At 61.3% G+C, this 14,599-nt stretch carries 13 protein-coding genes; 4 read left to right on the top strand and 9 right to left on the bottom strand.

Translation table 11 applies throughout. From position 1 onward, the window contains the following. Positions 1-6 precede the first annotated feature (6 nt). From brnQ to phoB, 4 genes are all read right to left on the bottom strand, one after another. A complete protein-coding gene (brnQ, locus tag WA302_RS00930; protein WP_099817488.1) occupies positions 7-1,323 on the bottom strand; it encodes a branched-chain amino acid transport system II carrier protein in 1,317 nt (438 codons plus the stop codon). A gap of 484 nt (positions 1,324-1,807) precedes the next feature. Beyond that, on the bottom strand, positions 1,808-2,770 hold the full coding sequence (locus tag WA302_RS00925) for a PstS family phosphate ABC transporter substrate-binding protein (RefSeq protein ID WP_173889168.1): 963 nt from the start codon (positions 2,768-2,770) through the stop codon (positions 1,808-1,810). 14 nt (positions 2,771-2,784) lie between these two features. Continuing rightward, entirely contained in the window at positions 2,785-4,101 is a 1,317-nt protein-coding gene (gene phoR, locus WA302_RS00920) for a phosphate regulon sensor histidine kinase PhoR (protein ID WP_004940434.1), read from the bottom strand. Positions 4,102-4,125: 24 nt separating this feature from the next. Beyond that, positions 4,126-4,815, bottom strand: a complete 690-nt coding sequence (gene phoB, locus WA302_RS00915; RefSeq protein ID WP_004940438.1) for a phosphate response regulator transcription factor PhoB — start codon at positions 4,813-4,815, stop codon at positions 4,126-4,128. Between the two features lie 215 nt (positions 4,816-5,030). Between phoB and sbcD the strand changes: the two genes are divergently transcribed. From sbcD to licT, 3 genes are all read left to right on the top strand, one after another. After that, the gene (gene sbcD, locus WA302_RS00910) at positions 5,031-6,263 is read left to right on the top strand and encodes an exonuclease subunit SbcD (RefSeq protein ID WP_261456718.1); all 1,233 of its coding nucleotides are present in this window, start codon (positions 5,031-5,033) and stop codon (positions 6,261-6,263) included. Then, positions 6,260-9,511, top strand: a complete 3,252-nt coding sequence (sbcC, locus tag WA302_RS00905; RefSeq protein ID WP_261456717.1) for an exonuclease subunit SbcC — start codon at positions 6,260-6,262, stop codon at positions 9,509-9,511. The genes sbcD and sbcC overlap by 4 nt, the downstream gene beginning before the upstream one ends. Before the next feature lie 232 nt (positions 9,512-9,743). Continuing rightward, a complete protein-coding gene (gene licT, locus WA302_RS00900) occupies positions 9,744-10,592 on the top strand; it encodes a BglG family transcription antiterminator LicT (RefSeq protein ID WP_043135622.1) in 849 nt (282 codons plus the stop codon). On the opposite strand, the gene WA302_RS00895 is transcribed toward licT, so the two are convergent. The 3 genes from WA302_RS00895 to mak all read right to left on the bottom strand — a co-directional run bounded on the left by WA302_RS00895 (position 10,589) and on the right by mak (position 12,222). Next, on the bottom strand, positions 10,589-10,975 hold the full coding sequence (locus tag WA302_RS00895; protein ID WP_049206211.1) for a type II toxin-antitoxin system VapC family toxin: 387 nt from the start codon (positions 10,973-10,975) through the stop codon (positions 10,589-10,591). The genes licT and WA302_RS00895 overlap by 4 nt on opposite strands. Further along, complete coding sequence (locus tag WA302_RS00890) at positions 10,972-11,205, bottom strand: type II toxin-antitoxin system Phd/YefM family antitoxin (RefSeq protein WP_025301735.1); 234 nt, start codon at positions 11,203-11,205, stop codon at positions 10,972-10,974. The genes WA302_RS00895 and WA302_RS00890 overlap by 4 nt, the downstream gene beginning before the upstream one ends. A 102-nt stretch (positions 11,206-11,307) precedes the next feature. Next, positions 11,308-12,222: a fructokinase gene (gene mak, locus WA302_RS00885; RefSeq protein ID WP_025301734.1), complete on the bottom strand. Its 915-nt coding sequence runs from the start codon at positions 12,220-12,222 to the stop codon at positions 11,308-11,310. 216 nt (positions 12,223-12,438) lie between these two features. On the opposite strand from mak, the gene rdgC reads away from it, so the two are divergent. Beyond that, positions 12,439-13,350 carry a recombination-associated protein RdgC gene (gene rdgC, locus WA302_RS00880; RefSeq protein ID WP_004940461.1) on the top strand — a complete coding sequence of 304 codons (912 nt, stop codon included), beginning with the start codon at positions 12,439-12,441 and terminating at the stop codon, positions 13,348-13,350. Positions 13,351-13,415: 65 nt separating this feature from the next. Here the strand turns inward: rdgC and ppnP are convergent, their stop codons facing one another. Beyond that, on the bottom strand, positions 13,416-13,706 hold the full coding sequence (ppnP, locus tag WA302_RS00875) for a pyrimidine/purine nucleoside phosphorylase (protein ID WP_004940463.1): 291 nt from the start codon (positions 13,704-13,706) through the stop codon (positions 13,416-13,418). 211 nt (positions 13,707-13,917) lie between these two features. Next, the gene (locus WA302_RS00870) at positions 13,918-14,595 is read right to left on the bottom strand and encodes an AroM family protein (RefSeq protein WP_049206213.1); all 678 of its coding nucleotides are present in this window, start codon (positions 14,593-14,595) and stop codon (positions 13,918-13,920) included. Between the last annotated feature and the right edge of the window lie 4 nt (positions 14,596-14,599).

The following is a 14,599-nucleotide window of genomic DNA, read 5'->3' as shown; positions in this document are numbered from 1 at the left end:
GGATTATCAGTGCGCGGTCACTTGGGAACGCGTACACACCCGATCATAAATCGCGACCAGCACCAGCATCAGCAGCGAAGGCGGCAACCATGCCAACCCCTGCTCCGCCAGCGGCAGGTGAGTCGTCCAGGCCGGCAGCAGTTGCTGGAAGCTGGAGGCTTTCACCGCGTCAAGGATACCAAACAACAGGCTGACAAGCATCACCGGCGCGATGATGCGCGGCGCGCTGTGCCACCAACGCAGGGTGAAGCTCAGCACCACCAGCACGATGCACGGCGGGTAAATCGCGGTCAGCACCGGAATGGAGATCTGGATCAGGTGGCTCAGGCCGAGGTTGGACACCACCATCGAGAACAGGCCCAGGATAAACACCAGCGTCTTGTACGAGAACGGCAGATATTGCGCGAAGAACTCGGCGCAGGCGCAGGTCAGGCCTACCGCGGTCACCATGCAGGCGATGAAGATCAGCGCCGCCAGGAAGAAGCTGCCCAAACCGCCGAAGGTGTTCTGAACGTAAGCGTGCAGGATCACCGCGCCGTTGGTGGCGTCAGGCACCAGCGCGCCGCTGCCGGAGCCCAGCTTGAACAGGCTCAGGTAAACCAGCGTCAGGCCCACGCCGGCGATCAAACCGGCCAGAATGGTGTAACGAGTCAACAGACCGGCGTCTTTCACGCCGCGTGAACGCGCCGCGTTGACGATAACGATGCCGAATACCAGCGCCCCCAGCGTATCCATGGTCAGATAGCCGTTAACGAAGCCGGAGGAGAAAGGCACGCTCTGGTAAGCCGCCGTCGCCGGGATCGGCGCGCCGGCAGGCCACAGCAGTGCGGCGATGCCCAGTACGGCCAGCGCCACGATCTTCAGCGGCGCCAGCACGTGGCCGACGGTATCGAGCAGACGGCCCGGATACAGGGAGATGCCGATCACTAGCGCGAAGTACACCAGGCTATAGATAAACAGCGGCATGGTGCCGTCGCCGGTCAGCGGGGCAATGCCCACTTCAAAGGATACGGTGGCGGTGCGCGGCGTGGCGAACAGCGGGCCGACGGCCAGGTAGCAGACGGTCGCCAGCAGCAGGCCGGCGCCGCGGCCGATCGGCGAACTGAGGGCGTCGATGCCGCCGCCGACGCGCGCCAACGCGATGACGGTGATGACCGGCAGACCCACGGCGGTGATCAGGAAGCCCAGCGCTGCGGTCCAGACGTGTTCACCGGACTGCAAGCCGACCATCGGCGGGAAGATGATGTTCCCGGCCCCAACGAATAAGGCAAAGGTCATGAAACCCAGTGCCAGGATATCTTTTGACGTTAAACGATGACTCATACGATGTCGTGTTGCCTGTTCAAATAAAAAAAGGGTCCGATAGCGTGGTGGCGTAACGCCCCACCCGGTTGCCGGCATGCCCTAACGTTGCAGCGCCAAATAAGCACCCTAAACGCAGTCGATCCGGCGTTTATGTCCCTATTCGAAAGTGGCCGCTCATGAAGATGGGCAAAATTTTAGGAGTTATAAAAATGGAGGTTTAATCCGACAACGAGGGCTAAGGTAAACGTTTATAGCGCTTCAAGGCAAGACGCACGGCGAAAAGCAGAGCTATCGACCATATAAACTTTAGCCACCAGTCGATCATATTGGCTATCAATAAATATACACTACATGATTTGTATCATTTTTGAACAGCAGATTCACGAAACGTGAAGCATATATCACTTTACCGCGCGAAAACGCCAATATAAGCCCGATTTTCGCGTGGCACGAGCTTCGTTTGGCCGTGAAAAAAGGCGAAAATTACGTCGCATTTTGTCGGTTATTTCATCACGGCCGGCGCGAGCGGTGGCAACCCAAGCGCCTGACGGGTCCTCTGCAGGGCGCCCGGCGGCAGCGGCAGATAGCCGTCGTGATTGACCAGGCTCTGCCCGGCAGTCGACAGCACGCGGTCGAGGAACGCGGCGGTCAGCGGCTCCAGCGGTTGATTGGGGGCTTTGTTGATGTAGATATACAGATAGCGCGACAGCGGGTAGCGATCGTTGCGCACGTTGGCGGCGGTAGGGGCAACATAGTCCTCTCCCGACTCCGCCAACGGCAGCAGCCGCACGCCGCTGGCGCGAAAACCGATGCTGGCGTAGCCGATGCCGTTGAGCGAACCGGCCACCGCCTGCACCACCGAGGCTGAACCGGGCAACTCATTGACGCGCGGCATAAAATCGCCGCCGCACAGCGCACGCAGTTTGAAATAGCCGTAGGTGCCGGACGCCGAGTTGCGGCCGAAACGCTGCAGCGAACGCGTCGCCCAGTCGCCACTCAGCCCCAGCTCGCCCCAGCGCGTCAGCGGTTTGCTTTCGCCGCAGCGCCGGGTGGCGGAGAAAATGCGATCGAGCTGCTGCAGATTGAGGCCGCGCAGCGGGTTGTCCTGATGCACCAACACCACCAGCGCATCCACCGCTACCGGCACCGCCAGCGGCGCATAGCCGTAACGATGTTCGAACGCCGAAACCTCGGCGGCCTTCATCGGCCGGCTCATCGGGCCCAGCTGCGCGGCGCCCGCCGCCAACGCGGTCGGCGCGGTCGACGATCCGGCGGCCTGGATCTGCAGGTTAACGTTGGGATAATGCTGGCTGAAATCCTGCGCCCATAGCGCCATCAGATTCGCCAGGGTGTCGGAACCGACGCTGGACAGGTTGCCCGCCAGCATGCCGTCGGGCTGCGCCAGCGCGCCGCGCCCGGCCAGCAGCGCCAGGCAAAGCAACAGCCCTCGGGTTATTCGGGTCATACCGGTGTCTCGCGTTAATTTTTCACCGCATTCTCTGATAAAGCGGCGGGAACAATCAACCGATTGGGTAAGGTAAAGATAAAGCGGGTGCCAATCCCCGGCTCGCTGAGGATCTCCAGCCGCGCATCGTGATGGCTGAGCGCGTGTTTGACGATCGCCAACCCCAACCCGCTGCCGCCGGTTTGGCGCGAACGGGCCTTGTCGACGCGGTAAAAACGCTCGGTCAGCCGCGGCAGGTGTTCGGCGGCGATACCCGGCCCGTTGTCGCTGACCTGGAACTGCGCGCCGTGCGCCGTCTGCTGCCAGCTCACTTCAATGTGGGTGCCCTTCGGCGTGTGATTGACCGCGTTGTACACCAGGTTAGACACCGCGCTGCGCAACTGGTCTTCATTACCGAACACGTTGAGCTGTTCGTTCACCCGGAAGGTGATCTCGTGATTGCCGCCGCTCAGCGACTGCGCCTCGCGCTGCAACACCCGCAGCATCAGCGGGATATCCACCCGCTCGTTCATGTCGACATTGGGCGCCGCCTCGATGCGCGACAGCGTCAGCAGCTGCTTGACCAGCCCGTCCATGCGGCGGGTCTGCTCTTGCATGGTGCTCAGTGCCTTGCTGCGCAGCGAGCCGTCCTGCTCTTCGTCGCCCATCATCTCCAGGTAGCCCTGCAGCACCGTCAGCGGCGTGCGCAGCTCATGGCTGACGTTGGCGAAGAAGTTGCGCCGTGCGCCCTCCAGTTGGCGCATCTGGGTGACGTCGCGCGCCACCATCAGCAACTGCCCTTCGGAATACGGCATCACGCGGAATTCGACGTAGTGTTCGTTGTTCAACTGCAGCGTCAGCGGACGTGAAAACTCCTGCTGTTGCAGATAGTGGCTGAATTCCGGATAGCGCAGCAGGTTGAGGATGTGCTGGCCGTTGTCTTCCGGCCAGCGGAAGCCGAGCAGATGCTGCGCCAGCCCGTTGCACCAGAAGATATTGCCCTCGACGGTGGTCATCACCACCGCGTCAGGCAACGATTCGGCCCCGCTGCGAAAGCGCTTGATCAGCAGCGCCAGCTCGCGCCGGCGGCGGCGATTGCGCTGCTGCATCTGATACAGGCCATAGAACAGCGGCTCCCAGCTCCAGCGGCCGGGCGGCGGCGTCATGCTGCGGTCAATCCACAGCCAATGGGAGAGTTTGAGCTGGTTGTAGAAATTCCACACCAGCGCAGCCAGCGCGGAGGCCAGCAGAAACCAGGGCAGATAACCGAAAATCAGCCCCAGCAGTAAGGCGGGCAAACAAAAAAGAGCCAGCTCCAGAGCCAGCCTCTTCCACGACAGACGTTCTAACACGGCATATTCTCCAGCGCAGCGCGATCAGTAGCGCGTTGAGAACCGGTAGCCGGTGCCCCGAACGGTTTGAACCATTTTATCATGCCCACTGGTTTCTAACGCTTTGCGGAGCCGACGGATATGCACGTCAACGGTACGGTCTTCCACATAAACGTTAGTGCCCCAGACGTGATTAAGCAACTGCTCACGGCTATAAACCCGCTCCGGGTGGGTCATAAAGAAGTGCAGCAGCTTGAACTCGGTCGGCCCCATGTCCAACGCCTGATCGTTCGCCATCACGCGGTGGGAGGACGGGTCCAGGCTCAGGCCTTGCATTTCAATCACTTCTTCCACCGCCATCGGTGAAATGCGGCGCATGACCGCCTTGATGCGCGCCACCAGCTCCTTGGGCGAGAACGGCTTGGTAATGTAATCATCCGCCCCCACTTCCAGGCCGCGCACGCGGTCTTCCTCTTCCCCGCGCGCGGTCAGCATCATGACCGGAATATCGCGGGTCAGCGCTTCGCGCTTCATATGTTTGATAAACTGAATGCCGGAACCGCCGGGCAACATCCAGTCAAGCAACACCAAATCAGGGAACGGCTCAGACAGACGCGTCACGGCGCTGTCATAATCCTCGGCTTCCAACGGTTGGTAACCATTTTGTTCCAACACAAAGCACACCATCTCACGGATCGGCGCTTCGTCTTCCACCACCAGTATGCGTCTTGCCATCGTCAATCCTGCCAATGTGTTAGCGACTTTTCGGGCGCCATTATGCGTCAGTTTTGTGACACTTTTATGAAAAAAACCGGCTGTTATAGGCAGTAAGCATAGCGATTATTTCCCGCAGTAAAGAAAAATCATCCGGTTGTCATCATCATTGCGCCGGGACAGCCGCCGCCGCGGCCTTTATAATCATCGCCATTATCTTTGCATCCGGGAGTGTCATGCGCCTGATCCACACCTCTGACTGGCACCTTGGCCAGTACTTTTTCACCAAAAGCCGCGCCGCCGAGCACCAGGCTTTTCTGAACTGGCTGATCGAACAGATCGAACAGCAACAGGTGGATGCGCTGATCGTCGCCGGGGATCTGTTCGATACCGGCTCACCGCCCAGCTATGCCCGCGAGCTGTACAACCGCTTCGTGGTGGAACTGCAGCGCACCGGCTGCCAGTTGGTCGTGTTGGGCGGCAACCACGATTCGGTGGCGACGCTGAACGAATCGCGGGAACTGCTCTCCTGCCTGAACACCACGGTGATCGCGAGCGCGCAAGGCGCGCCCGAACAGCAGATCGTGGTGCTTAACCGGCGCGACGGCCAGCCGGGCGCGGTGCTGTGCGCCATCCCGTTCCTACGGCCGCGCGATCTGCTTACCAGCCGCGCCGGCGAATCCGGCGCGCAGAAACAGCAGGCGCTGCAGGAAGCCATCGCCGAACATTATCAGACGCTGTATCAGGCGGCCTGCGAGCGCCGCGACCAGCTGGGCTTGCCGCTGCCGATCGTCGCCACCGGCCACCTGACCACCGTCGGCGTCACCACCTCCGACTCGGTGCGCGACATCTATATCGGCACTCTGGACGCCTTCCCGGCGCAGGCCTTCCCGCCCGCCGATTACATCGCGCTCGGCCACATTCACCGCGCGCAGAACGTCGCCAAGTCAGAGCATATTCGCTATAGCGGCTCACCGATCCCGCTCAGCTTCGATGAGCTGGGCAAAGCCAAAAGCATCTTCCTGGTCGATTTCGCCGACGGAGCCCTCCAGCAGGTAGATGCGTTAACGATCCCGCAGTTCCAGCCCATGCAGCTGATCAAAGGGGATCTGGCCGAGATCGAACGGCAACTGCAGCAATTTGCCGACTATGCCGGCGAGCTGCCGGTGTGGCTGGATATCGAAGTGGCGACGCAGGACTACCTCAGCGATATTCAGCGCCGCATCCAACTGATGGCGGATGAGCTGCCGGTGGAAGTGGTGCTGTTGCGGCGCAGCAAAGAGCAGCGCCGCCAGGCAATCGCGCAGCAGGATAAGGAAACGCTGAACGAACTGAGCGTCAACGAGGTGTTCGAACGGCGCCTGGCGCAGGAGGCCGACATGCCCGAAGCACGCCAACGGCGGATGCACCAACTGTTCCGCCAGGTGGTCGATGCGGTGCAGCACAATCCTGAGGAGACCAACCCATGAAGATCCTCAGCCTGCGGTTAAAAAACCTCAACTCGCTGCAGGGCGAATGGAAAATTGACTTCACCGCCGAGCCGTTCGCCAGCAACGGCCTGTTCGCCATTACCGGCCCGACCGGCGCGGGCAAAACCACCCTGCTGGACGCCATTTGCCTGGCGCTGTACCACCAGACGCCGCGCCTCAACGTCACGCCGAGCCAGAATGAACTGATGACCCGCCACACCGCCGAATCGCTGGCGGAGGTCGAATTCGAGGTCAAGGGCGTCGGCTATCGCGCCTTCTGGAGCCAGCGCCGCGCCAAGAATGCGCCGGACGGCAATCTGCAGGCGCCGAAGGTCGAATTGGCGCGCCGCGAGGACGGCAAGATCCTGGCGGACAAGGTGCGCGACAAGCTGGAGCTTACCGCAACCATCACCGGGCTGGACTTTGGCCGCTTCACCAAATCGATGATGCTGTCTCAGGGGCAGTTCGCCGCCTTCCTCAATGCCGATGCCAACGATCGCGCCGAACTGCTGGAAGAGCTGACCGGCACCGAAATCTATGGGCGACTGTCCGAACAGGTGTTCGAGTCGCACAAGCAGGCCAAAACCGACCTGGATGCGTTGCATCAACGCGCCAGCGGCATCGAACTGCTGAACGACGAGCAGCGCCAGTCTCTGACCGAACAGCTGACGGCGCTGAGCGCGCAGGAAATCGCCCTCGGCGAGCAAACCCAGCGACAGCAACAGGCGCTGAGCTGGCTGCAGCAATGGCAACGCCTCCGGCAACAGCAAGGCGAGGGTCAACGGCGGCTGGAAACCGCCCAGCGCGAGCAGGCAGAGGCCGCCCCGCAGCTGCAGCAGCTGGCGCTCAGCGAACCGGCCGAGAAATTGCGGCCGCTGCGCGGCGAACGCGATCGCTGCCGCGCCGAACTGCAGACGATACAACAGCAGGCAGCCCAGCTGACGCAGCAACAGGAACAGCACTCGGCGCAGCTGGCGCCGCTGCAGCAGGCGGTGGAAAAAGCCCGCCTGGCGCAGCAAACCCATGCCGAGTATATGCAGCAGCAGCAACAGCTGATCGATGAGCAAGTCGCTCCGCTCGACCACCAAATAGCCCAACTGCAGTCGACACAGGCCGAGCGACGACAGGCCGCCGATGCCACCACGCAGCAGTGCGCCCAGCAGCAAACTACGCTGGAGCAGCTCACCGCTCAGCGCAGCCAGCTGACGGCACAGGGCGCACTACATCAGCAGCAGTTGAACGCGCTGAACGAAGCGCTGGCCGTTCAACAACAGCAGCAACAGGCGCTGGAGGCGCAAACGCCGTTGGCCCCGCTGCGCCAACGCCTGAGCGCCCTGGCGGATCTGCGCCCAACACGCCAGCAGCTGTTTACTCTGGCGTCCCTTAACCGTCAGACCCGCGAGCGTCTGGCTAGGCAACAGGCGGAGCACGCCGAGCGGCAAACGCAGCTCGCCGGGCTGCAACAGCAGTTGGAGAGCGCGCGTCAGCAATTCAAACAGCACAAGGCGCAGCTGCAGGAAGTGGAGCAGATCCACGAACTGGAAAAACGCATCGTCAGTCTGGAAGCGGAGCGCGCCCTGCTGCAAAGCGGTGCCCCCTGCCCACTGTGCGGTTCCACCAGCCATCCAGCAGTAGAGCAGTATCAGGCTGTACAGCCTTCGGCCACGGAACAGCGTTTGGTTGAGATGCGTACTCTCGCCGAGAAACTGCAAACCCAGGGCACCGAGTTGCGTACCCGCTGCGAAGGCCTGCAGGAACAGCAACAACGCCAGCAGCAAACCATCGCGCAGGATGAACAGCAGTTGGCTGCCCAACAGCAGCAGTGGCAGCAGCTCAGCGCACCGCTGGCGTTCGACTTTACGCTGGCGGAGAGCGAGCGACTCAGCGCCTGGCTGAGCGGTTGCGACGATGAAGAGCGGCGCGGGCAGCACGCGCTGCAGCAGCATGAACAGGCGGCGCAGGCAGTACAACAGGCAAAAGACGCGCTCGCCGCTCTGCAAACGCAGCAGCAGCAGGCGCAGCAACAGCTGGCGCTGCTCGAAGAGCGCTTTACGCTGCTGCAGAAAACCTATGCCGACAGCCTGCAACAGCAGCAAGACCTGCAACAACGCTGGCAGGAAGGCGAGAAAACTCTCGCAGAGCGGCGCGCGCAGCGGCTGGCGCTGTTCGGCGAACAGCGGGTCGCCGAGGTACGGGAACAGCTGCGCGCCAAACAAACCGCCTGTGAACAGGCCAGCTTACAGGCCGCCGAGCAGTGGCAAAAGGCGCAGGAACTGCGCGAGCGCCTGACCGGCCAGCAGGCCGGGTTACAACAACAACACACCCAGATGCAGGAGCGGCTGCAGCAGGCGCAGCAGCAGTGGCAGCAGGCGCTGGCCGACAGCGAATTCGCTGATGAAACCGCCTTCACCGCCGCGCTGCTGGACGACACACTGCGCCGCGAATTGCAGCAGCGTAGAGAGCAACTGCAACAGCGGCAGGTAGAGGCCGCGGCCCTGCTGACGCAGGCGACGCAAACGCTGGAGCAGCATCGGCTGAGCCGCCCTGAGGGGGTGGATGAAGCCAACACGGATCTCGACGCGCTCACCCAATCGCTGGCCGAGTTGGCACAGCAGTTGAAAACGTTGCAGCTGCGCCAGGGTGAACTGCGCAACCAATTGGAAAGCGACGCCGCCCGTCGCCTTAATCAGCAGGCGCTGTTCGAGCAGATCGCCCGCAGTCAGCAAGACTACGACGACTGGAGCTACCTCAACCAGCTGATCGGCTCGAAAGAAGGCGACAAGTTCCGCCGCTTCGCTCAGGGGTTAACGCTCGATCATCTGGTCTATCTGGCTAACCAGCAACTCGGCCGGCTGCATGGGCGCTACCTGCTTCAGCGCAAAACCAGCGATGCGCTGGAGCTGCAGGTGGTGGACACCTGGCAGGCGGACGCGCTGCGCGATACCCGCACCCTGTCCGGCGGTGAGAGCTTCCTGGTCAGCCTGGCGCTGGCGCTGGCGTTGTCCGATCTGGTCAGCCACAAAACCAGCATCGACTCGCTGTTCCTCGACGAAGGCTTCGGCACGCTAGACGCCGAAACCCTCGATACCGCGCTGGACGCGCTGGACAGCCTGAATGCCTCCGGCAAAACCATCGGCGTGATCAGCCACGTCGAGGCGATGAAAGAACGTATTCCGGTGCAGATCAAGGTGAAAAAGGTCAACGGGCTCGGCGTCAGCCGGCTGGAGGCGCATTTCAGGCTGGAATGATCCCGCGGCGCGCGGCGCAGAAGTGTGACCGCGGCGGCACTCCGCAGTGAAAAGCGTTGAGCCGCGGCGGGCACGGGTTATTATGCCAACATAATAGGATTGTTACTGTATCCCCTCCGCCGCTCAGGGCCGCAGGGAAGAAACATAAAATACAGGCAAAACCTGACACCCGGGATCGCTCCCGGGCGTCAGGTTTTTTCGTTTTCAGGATGCTGAAACACCGGGAAAAACCATGAAAATCGCTAAAATACTCAATAATAACGTGGTGATTACGCTGGACGACCGTCAGGAAGAGACGGTGGTGATGGGAAAAGGAATCGGCTTTAAAAAGAAGCCCGGCGATACGCTGGACGAAAGCCTGATCGAAAAGGTATTCACCCATAACGGCGGAGAAACCGCCGAGCGCTATAAAGAGCTGCTCGCCGAGATCCCATTAGCCTGCGTCACCACCGCCGACAAGATCATTACTCTCGCCCGCGAACGCCTGCCGGGCAAGTTGCATAACATCGTCTACATCACGCTGACCGATCACATCCACTTCGCCCTGCAGCGCCATGCGCAAGGGCTGGATATCAAAAATGCGTTGCTGTGGGAGATTAAAAAGCTCTATCCGGCCGAGTTCGCCGTCGGGCTGGAGGCGCTGGCCCTGATCGCCCAACGGCTGGACACCGCGTTGCCGGAGGACGAAGCCGGATTTATCGCCCTACACCTGGTCAACGCCCAGCTTAACGACGAGATGCACAACACGCTGCATATTACCCGCGTGATGCAAGAGATCCTCAACCTGGTCAAATACCATTTCCGCTTTGATTACAACGAGGAATCCCTGAGCTACCACCGTTTCGTCACCCATTTGAAATTCTTCGCCCAGCGCCTGCTGGGGAAAAACTACGTCGACAGCGACGACGACTCGCTCTATCAGGTGGTGAAAGAGAAGTACCGCGAGTCATTCGCCTGCGCCGGTAAGATCAACCGCCACATCGAAAAGCACTATCAGCATCAGCTCACCACGGAAGAGATGATGTTTCTGACCATTCATATCGAACGGGTGCGCAGCGAAAGCGAGGAAAAGCCGGCTTAACGGCGAGCGTCGGCTACCCGCACGCCGTACTGCGGAAACACCGCGTCGGCGGAGACCAGCGTCAGCCCTTCGGCCTGCGCCTGTGCGATCAGCATGCGATCGAAAGGATCCTGATGATAGGGCGGCAACTGCCCGGCCTGTTGGCAGTGAAAGGCGTCCATCGGCAGCGACAGAAAATCTTCGGCCTCGATGATCGCAAAGATATCTTCCGGCAGCGCCAGTTTGCCCAGCGCCTGCTTGATCGAGATCTCCCAAATGCTGGCCGCGCTGACGTACACCGCATTGCCCGGATCGGCGATCTGCCTTTTGGCGTTCGCGCCCAGGCAGGCGTCATCGATCAGCCACCACAGCAACGCGTGGGTATCCAGCAACAGGCGCTTCATGCATCGCCCTCAAACAACGCCGCAATGGCCGCATCCTCGGCGTTGAAATCCGCCGGCACGGTGAACTTGCCCTTGGCGGCGCCAGGGCGGCGCGCTTCCCCCTTGATGGCGACCAGCTGTACGTACGGCTTCCCTGCTTTTGCAATAATCACGGTTTCTCCCTCCGCGGCTCTGTCCGCCAACTGGCTCAGATTGGATTTGGCTTCGTGCATATTGGCCTGAATCGGCATACGCGTCCTCCTTAGCTAAGTTAGCTAAATCATAAAACGCCGTCCAGTTTTTGTACAGGGAAGGGTTTAAAGCGCGAGCAGCCTCGCGCTTTGCTGCAACGTTTAGCGCTGCTGTTGCGGCCACAGCCAGGCCGCACCGCGTACGCCGCTGGAGTCGCCGTGAACCGCCTTGCGGATCGGCGTTTCACACTCGCCGCCAAATACCCAACTTTTCACCCGCTGCGGCACCGTGCGGTACAGGCGATCCACGTTGCTCATGCCGCCGCCGAGCACCACCACGTCCGGATCCAGCATGTTGATCACGTGCGCCAGCGATTTCGCCAACCGCATTTCGTAGCGAACGATCGCCTGCTCCGCCAGCGCATCGCCCCGCTCGCTCAGCGCCATGATCTCATGCCCTTGCAGCGCGTTGCCGCTCAGGCGCGCATAGTCGGTAGCGAAACCGGTGCCGGAAATAAAGGTTTCGATGCAGCCCGGCTTGCCGCAGTAACACGGCACGTCGCGAGCGTAACGCAGCTCATCGTCATCCTGCCACGGCAGCGGGTTGTGGCCCCACTCGCCGGCGATGCCATTGCCGCCAGAATGCGCCTGGCCGCTCAGCGCCACGCCGGCGCCGCAGCCGGTGCCGATAATGACCGCGAACACCGTTTTCGCGCCAGCGCCTGCGCCGTCGGTAGCTTCCGACACCGCCAGGCAGTTGGCGTCGTTGGCGATACGCACCTCGCGCGCCAGCAGCGCCGACAGATCCTTGTCCAGCGGTTGGCCGTTGAGCCATACCGAGTTGGCGTTCTTCACCCGCCCGGTAAACGGCGACAGCGTGCCGGGAATGCCGATCCCGACCGATCCCAATTCGCCGGTATGATCTTCCGCCAGCTTCACCAGCCCGGCGATCGCCGCCAGGGTTTGCCCATAGTCATGGCGCGGCGTGGCGATGCGATGGCGAAACAGCTCCCGCCCGTCGTCCGCCAACGCAATCACTTCAATTTTCGTCCCACCCAAGTCGATGCCAATGCGCACGTATTTTTCTCCTCGATGCCACGTAGCGTTGCCACAGCCTAATGTAAGCGCGCAGATGAATCACCTGTTTCCCACCCTCCACCCCGCCCTTTCTCGGTGCGTAAAGCAACGCAATTCGGAGAGAATGGGGCGATTTTTCAGCGTCAATTCGTTATCATGCCGCCCTGCTTTTGACGAATCAGCGTGCCGAGCGCACGCCCAGCCAGGGATAACATTATGCTGTGGTTTAAGAATTTGATGGTTTACCGTTTGAGCCGCGAAGTGGCGTTAAACGCGGATGAAATGGAAAAACAACTCAGCGCGTTCGCCTTCACGCCGTGCGGTAGCCAGGACATGGCGAAGACTGGCTGGGTCTCCCCGATGGGCTCGCACAGCGATGCGCTGACGCACGCGGTCAACGGCCAGATCGTCATCTGCGCGCGCAAGGAAGAGAAAATCCTGCCGTCGCCGGTCATCAAGCAAGAGCTGCAGGCCAAGATTGAGCGCCTGGAGGCGGAACAACACCGCAAACTGAAGAAAACCGAGAAAGACGCGCTGAAGGACGAAGTGCTGCACAGCCTGCTGCCGCGCGCGTTCAGCCGCTTCAACCAGACCTTCATGTGGATCGACACCGTCAACGATCTGATCATGGTCGATGCCGCCAGTGCCAAACGCGCCGAAGATACGCTGGCGCTGCTGCGCAAGAGCCTCGGCTCGCTGCCGGTGGTGCCGCTGACGATGGAAAGCCCGATCGAACTGACGCTGACCGAATGGGTGCGTTCCGGCGAGATGCCGGCCGGCTTCGCCATTCAGGATGAAGCGGAATTGAAAGCGATTCTGGAAGAAGGCGGCGTGATCCGCTGCAAGAAACAGAATCTGATCAGTGACGAAATCGCGGTGCATATCGAAGCCGGCAAGCTGGTGACCAAGCTGGCGGTGGATTGGCAGGAGCGCATTCAGCTGATGCTGTCGGACGACGGCTCGCTCAAGCGCCTGAAGTTCGCCGACACGCTGCGCGAGCAGAACGACGACATCGATCGCGACGACTTCGCCCAGCGCTTTGACGCCGACTTTATCCTGATGACCAGCGAGCTGGCGGCGTTGATCAAAAACACCATCGAAGCGCTCGGCGGCGAAGCCCAGCGTTAATCCCGCCGCAGAAACGACCAGGGCCCAGCCTTCGCTGAGCCCTGCGTTCCCCTAACGAGCAACGTTTATTTGCTCAGATAGCGGCACAGATAGGCGGTCGCGTCGGCCACCTGCAGGTTGAACTCGCTGTGCCCCGGCACGAAGAACTTCTCACCCGGCGTAAACACCTGCCAGTCCGGCGCCCCTGGCAGCAGCACTTTCAGCGCCCCGGTGATCACCGTCATTTCTTCCGGTTGCGCGGTGGAGAAGGTGTATTCGCCCTCTTCCATCACGCCCACGCTGGTAAGACCGATGCTGCTACTGTCAAAACCGATAGACTTCACTTTTCCGGCAAAATACTCATTCACTTTCAGCATAGACTGGCACCCGCGTAATCATCTTGATGGAAAATCCATATTGGGGGATTGCGGTTGATCTGTCACTGGTTTTTCGCGCGAAATGCGATCGCGGCGCAGAGTAAAACGCTGCCGGGCTTCTCACCGGCAGTCAGGGCTGCTGAACCCCGGGGAGATCCACGGGCGCAAAGCGCCTGAGAGCGCGTCGAGCGGTAACTTTTCGCTATTTGAATCAGTCGACTAACTCTGCAGCCAGCTTGGCGACCAGTACGTTCGACAACAACACTGGCACCGACAGACGCGCCTGCAAAAAGGCGCGGTGACGCTGGTGATAACCGATGCAGTCTAGCACCACCACCTCCGCCCCCTGCCGCAGCAGTGCGCAAGCCGCCTGCTCCAGCGCGGCATCATCTGCCAGATAGGGGCTGGCGACGGCATAGCTCGGCGGCGTCGCCAGCTGCCGCCATTTACGCGCCTGCTGCTCAACCTGTTCCGCCATCGGCACCACGATGCCGACGCGGTGTGCGCCGACGATCGCGGAGATCAACGGCGGAATAATGCGATCCGGCTCCAGCAACAGCGCCTGTTCCGCCTGCAATTCGCCGAATTCGCCGGTGCACAGCAGCAGGATCACCTGGCACCCCGCCGCCTCCAACTCGCGGATCTTCTGCTGCAACCCGCTTTCAACGCGAGCGGCACAGAGCGTCACCTGCGTGCCGTCCAACAGGCGCGACACCAGCAGCTTATCGCCCTGTTGCGGCGCATAACGCTCGGCGATCTGCCCGGCATCCAGGCCGTCCAGCAAACCGACGTGCCTCACCCGCTCCGCCGGCAGATAAGCAGACAGCAGCGGCATGATATCGCTGCGCGGCGCCTGACCGAGGGTCAGCGTGGCGAATGAAGCCGTCATGGGT

The organism is Serratia sp. 201 (assembly GCF_037027545.1).
Classification (GTDB): Bacteria; Pseudomonadota; Gammaproteobacteria; order Enterobacterales; family Enterobacteriaceae; genus Serratia; species Serratia bockelmannii.
Note: the sequence above shows the minus strand (reverse complement) of the source record. Positions and strands in the feature narration are given on the sequence as shown.

What these genes read in the sequence shown, in the direction of transcription:
- brnQ (WP_099817488.1), bottom strand. Translation starts at nt 1,323, where the DNA reads ATGAGTCATCGTTTAACGTCAAAAGATATCCTGGCACTGGGTTTCATG.
- WA302_RS00925 (WP_173889168.1), bottom strand. Translation starts at nt 2,770, where the DNA reads ATGACCCGAATAACCCGAGGGCTGTTGCTTTGCCTGGCGCTGCTGGCC.
- phoB (WP_004940438.1), bottom strand. Translation starts at nt 4,815, where the DNA reads ATGGCAAGACGCATACTGGTGGTGGAAGACGAAGCGCCGATCCGTGAG.
- sbcD (WP_261456718.1), top strand. Translation starts at nt 5,031, where the DNA reads ATGCGCCTGATCCACACCTCTGACTGGCACCTTGGCCAGTACTTTTTC.
- sbcC (WP_261456717.1), top strand. Translation starts at nt 6,260, where the DNA reads ATGAAGATCCTCAGCCTGCGGTTAAAAAACCTCAACTCGCTGCAGGGC.
- licT (WP_043135622.1), top strand. Translation starts at nt 9,744, where the DNA reads ATGAAAATCGCTAAAATACTCAATAATAACGTGGTGATTACGCTGGAC.
- WA302_RS00895 (WP_049206211.1), bottom strand. Translation starts at nt 10,975, where the DNA reads ATGAAGCGCCTGTTGCTGGATACCCACGCGTTGCTGTGGTGGCTGATC.
- WA302_RS00890 (WP_025301735.1), bottom strand. Translation starts at nt 11,205, where the DNA reads ATGCCGATTCAGGCCAATATGCACGAAGCCAAATCCAATCTGAGCCAG.
- rdgC (WP_004940461.1), top strand. Translation starts at nt 12,439, where the DNA reads ATGCTGTGGTTTAAGAATTTGATGGTTTACCGTTTGAGCCGCGAAGTG.
- ppnP (WP_004940463.1), bottom strand. Translation starts at nt 13,706, where the DNA reads ATGCTGAAAGTGAATGAGTATTTTGCCGGAAAAGTGAAGTCTATCGGT.
- WA302_RS00870 (WP_049206213.1), bottom strand. Translation starts at nt 14,595, where the DNA reads ATGACGGCTTCATTCGCCACGCTGACCCTCGGTCAGGCGCCGCGCAGC.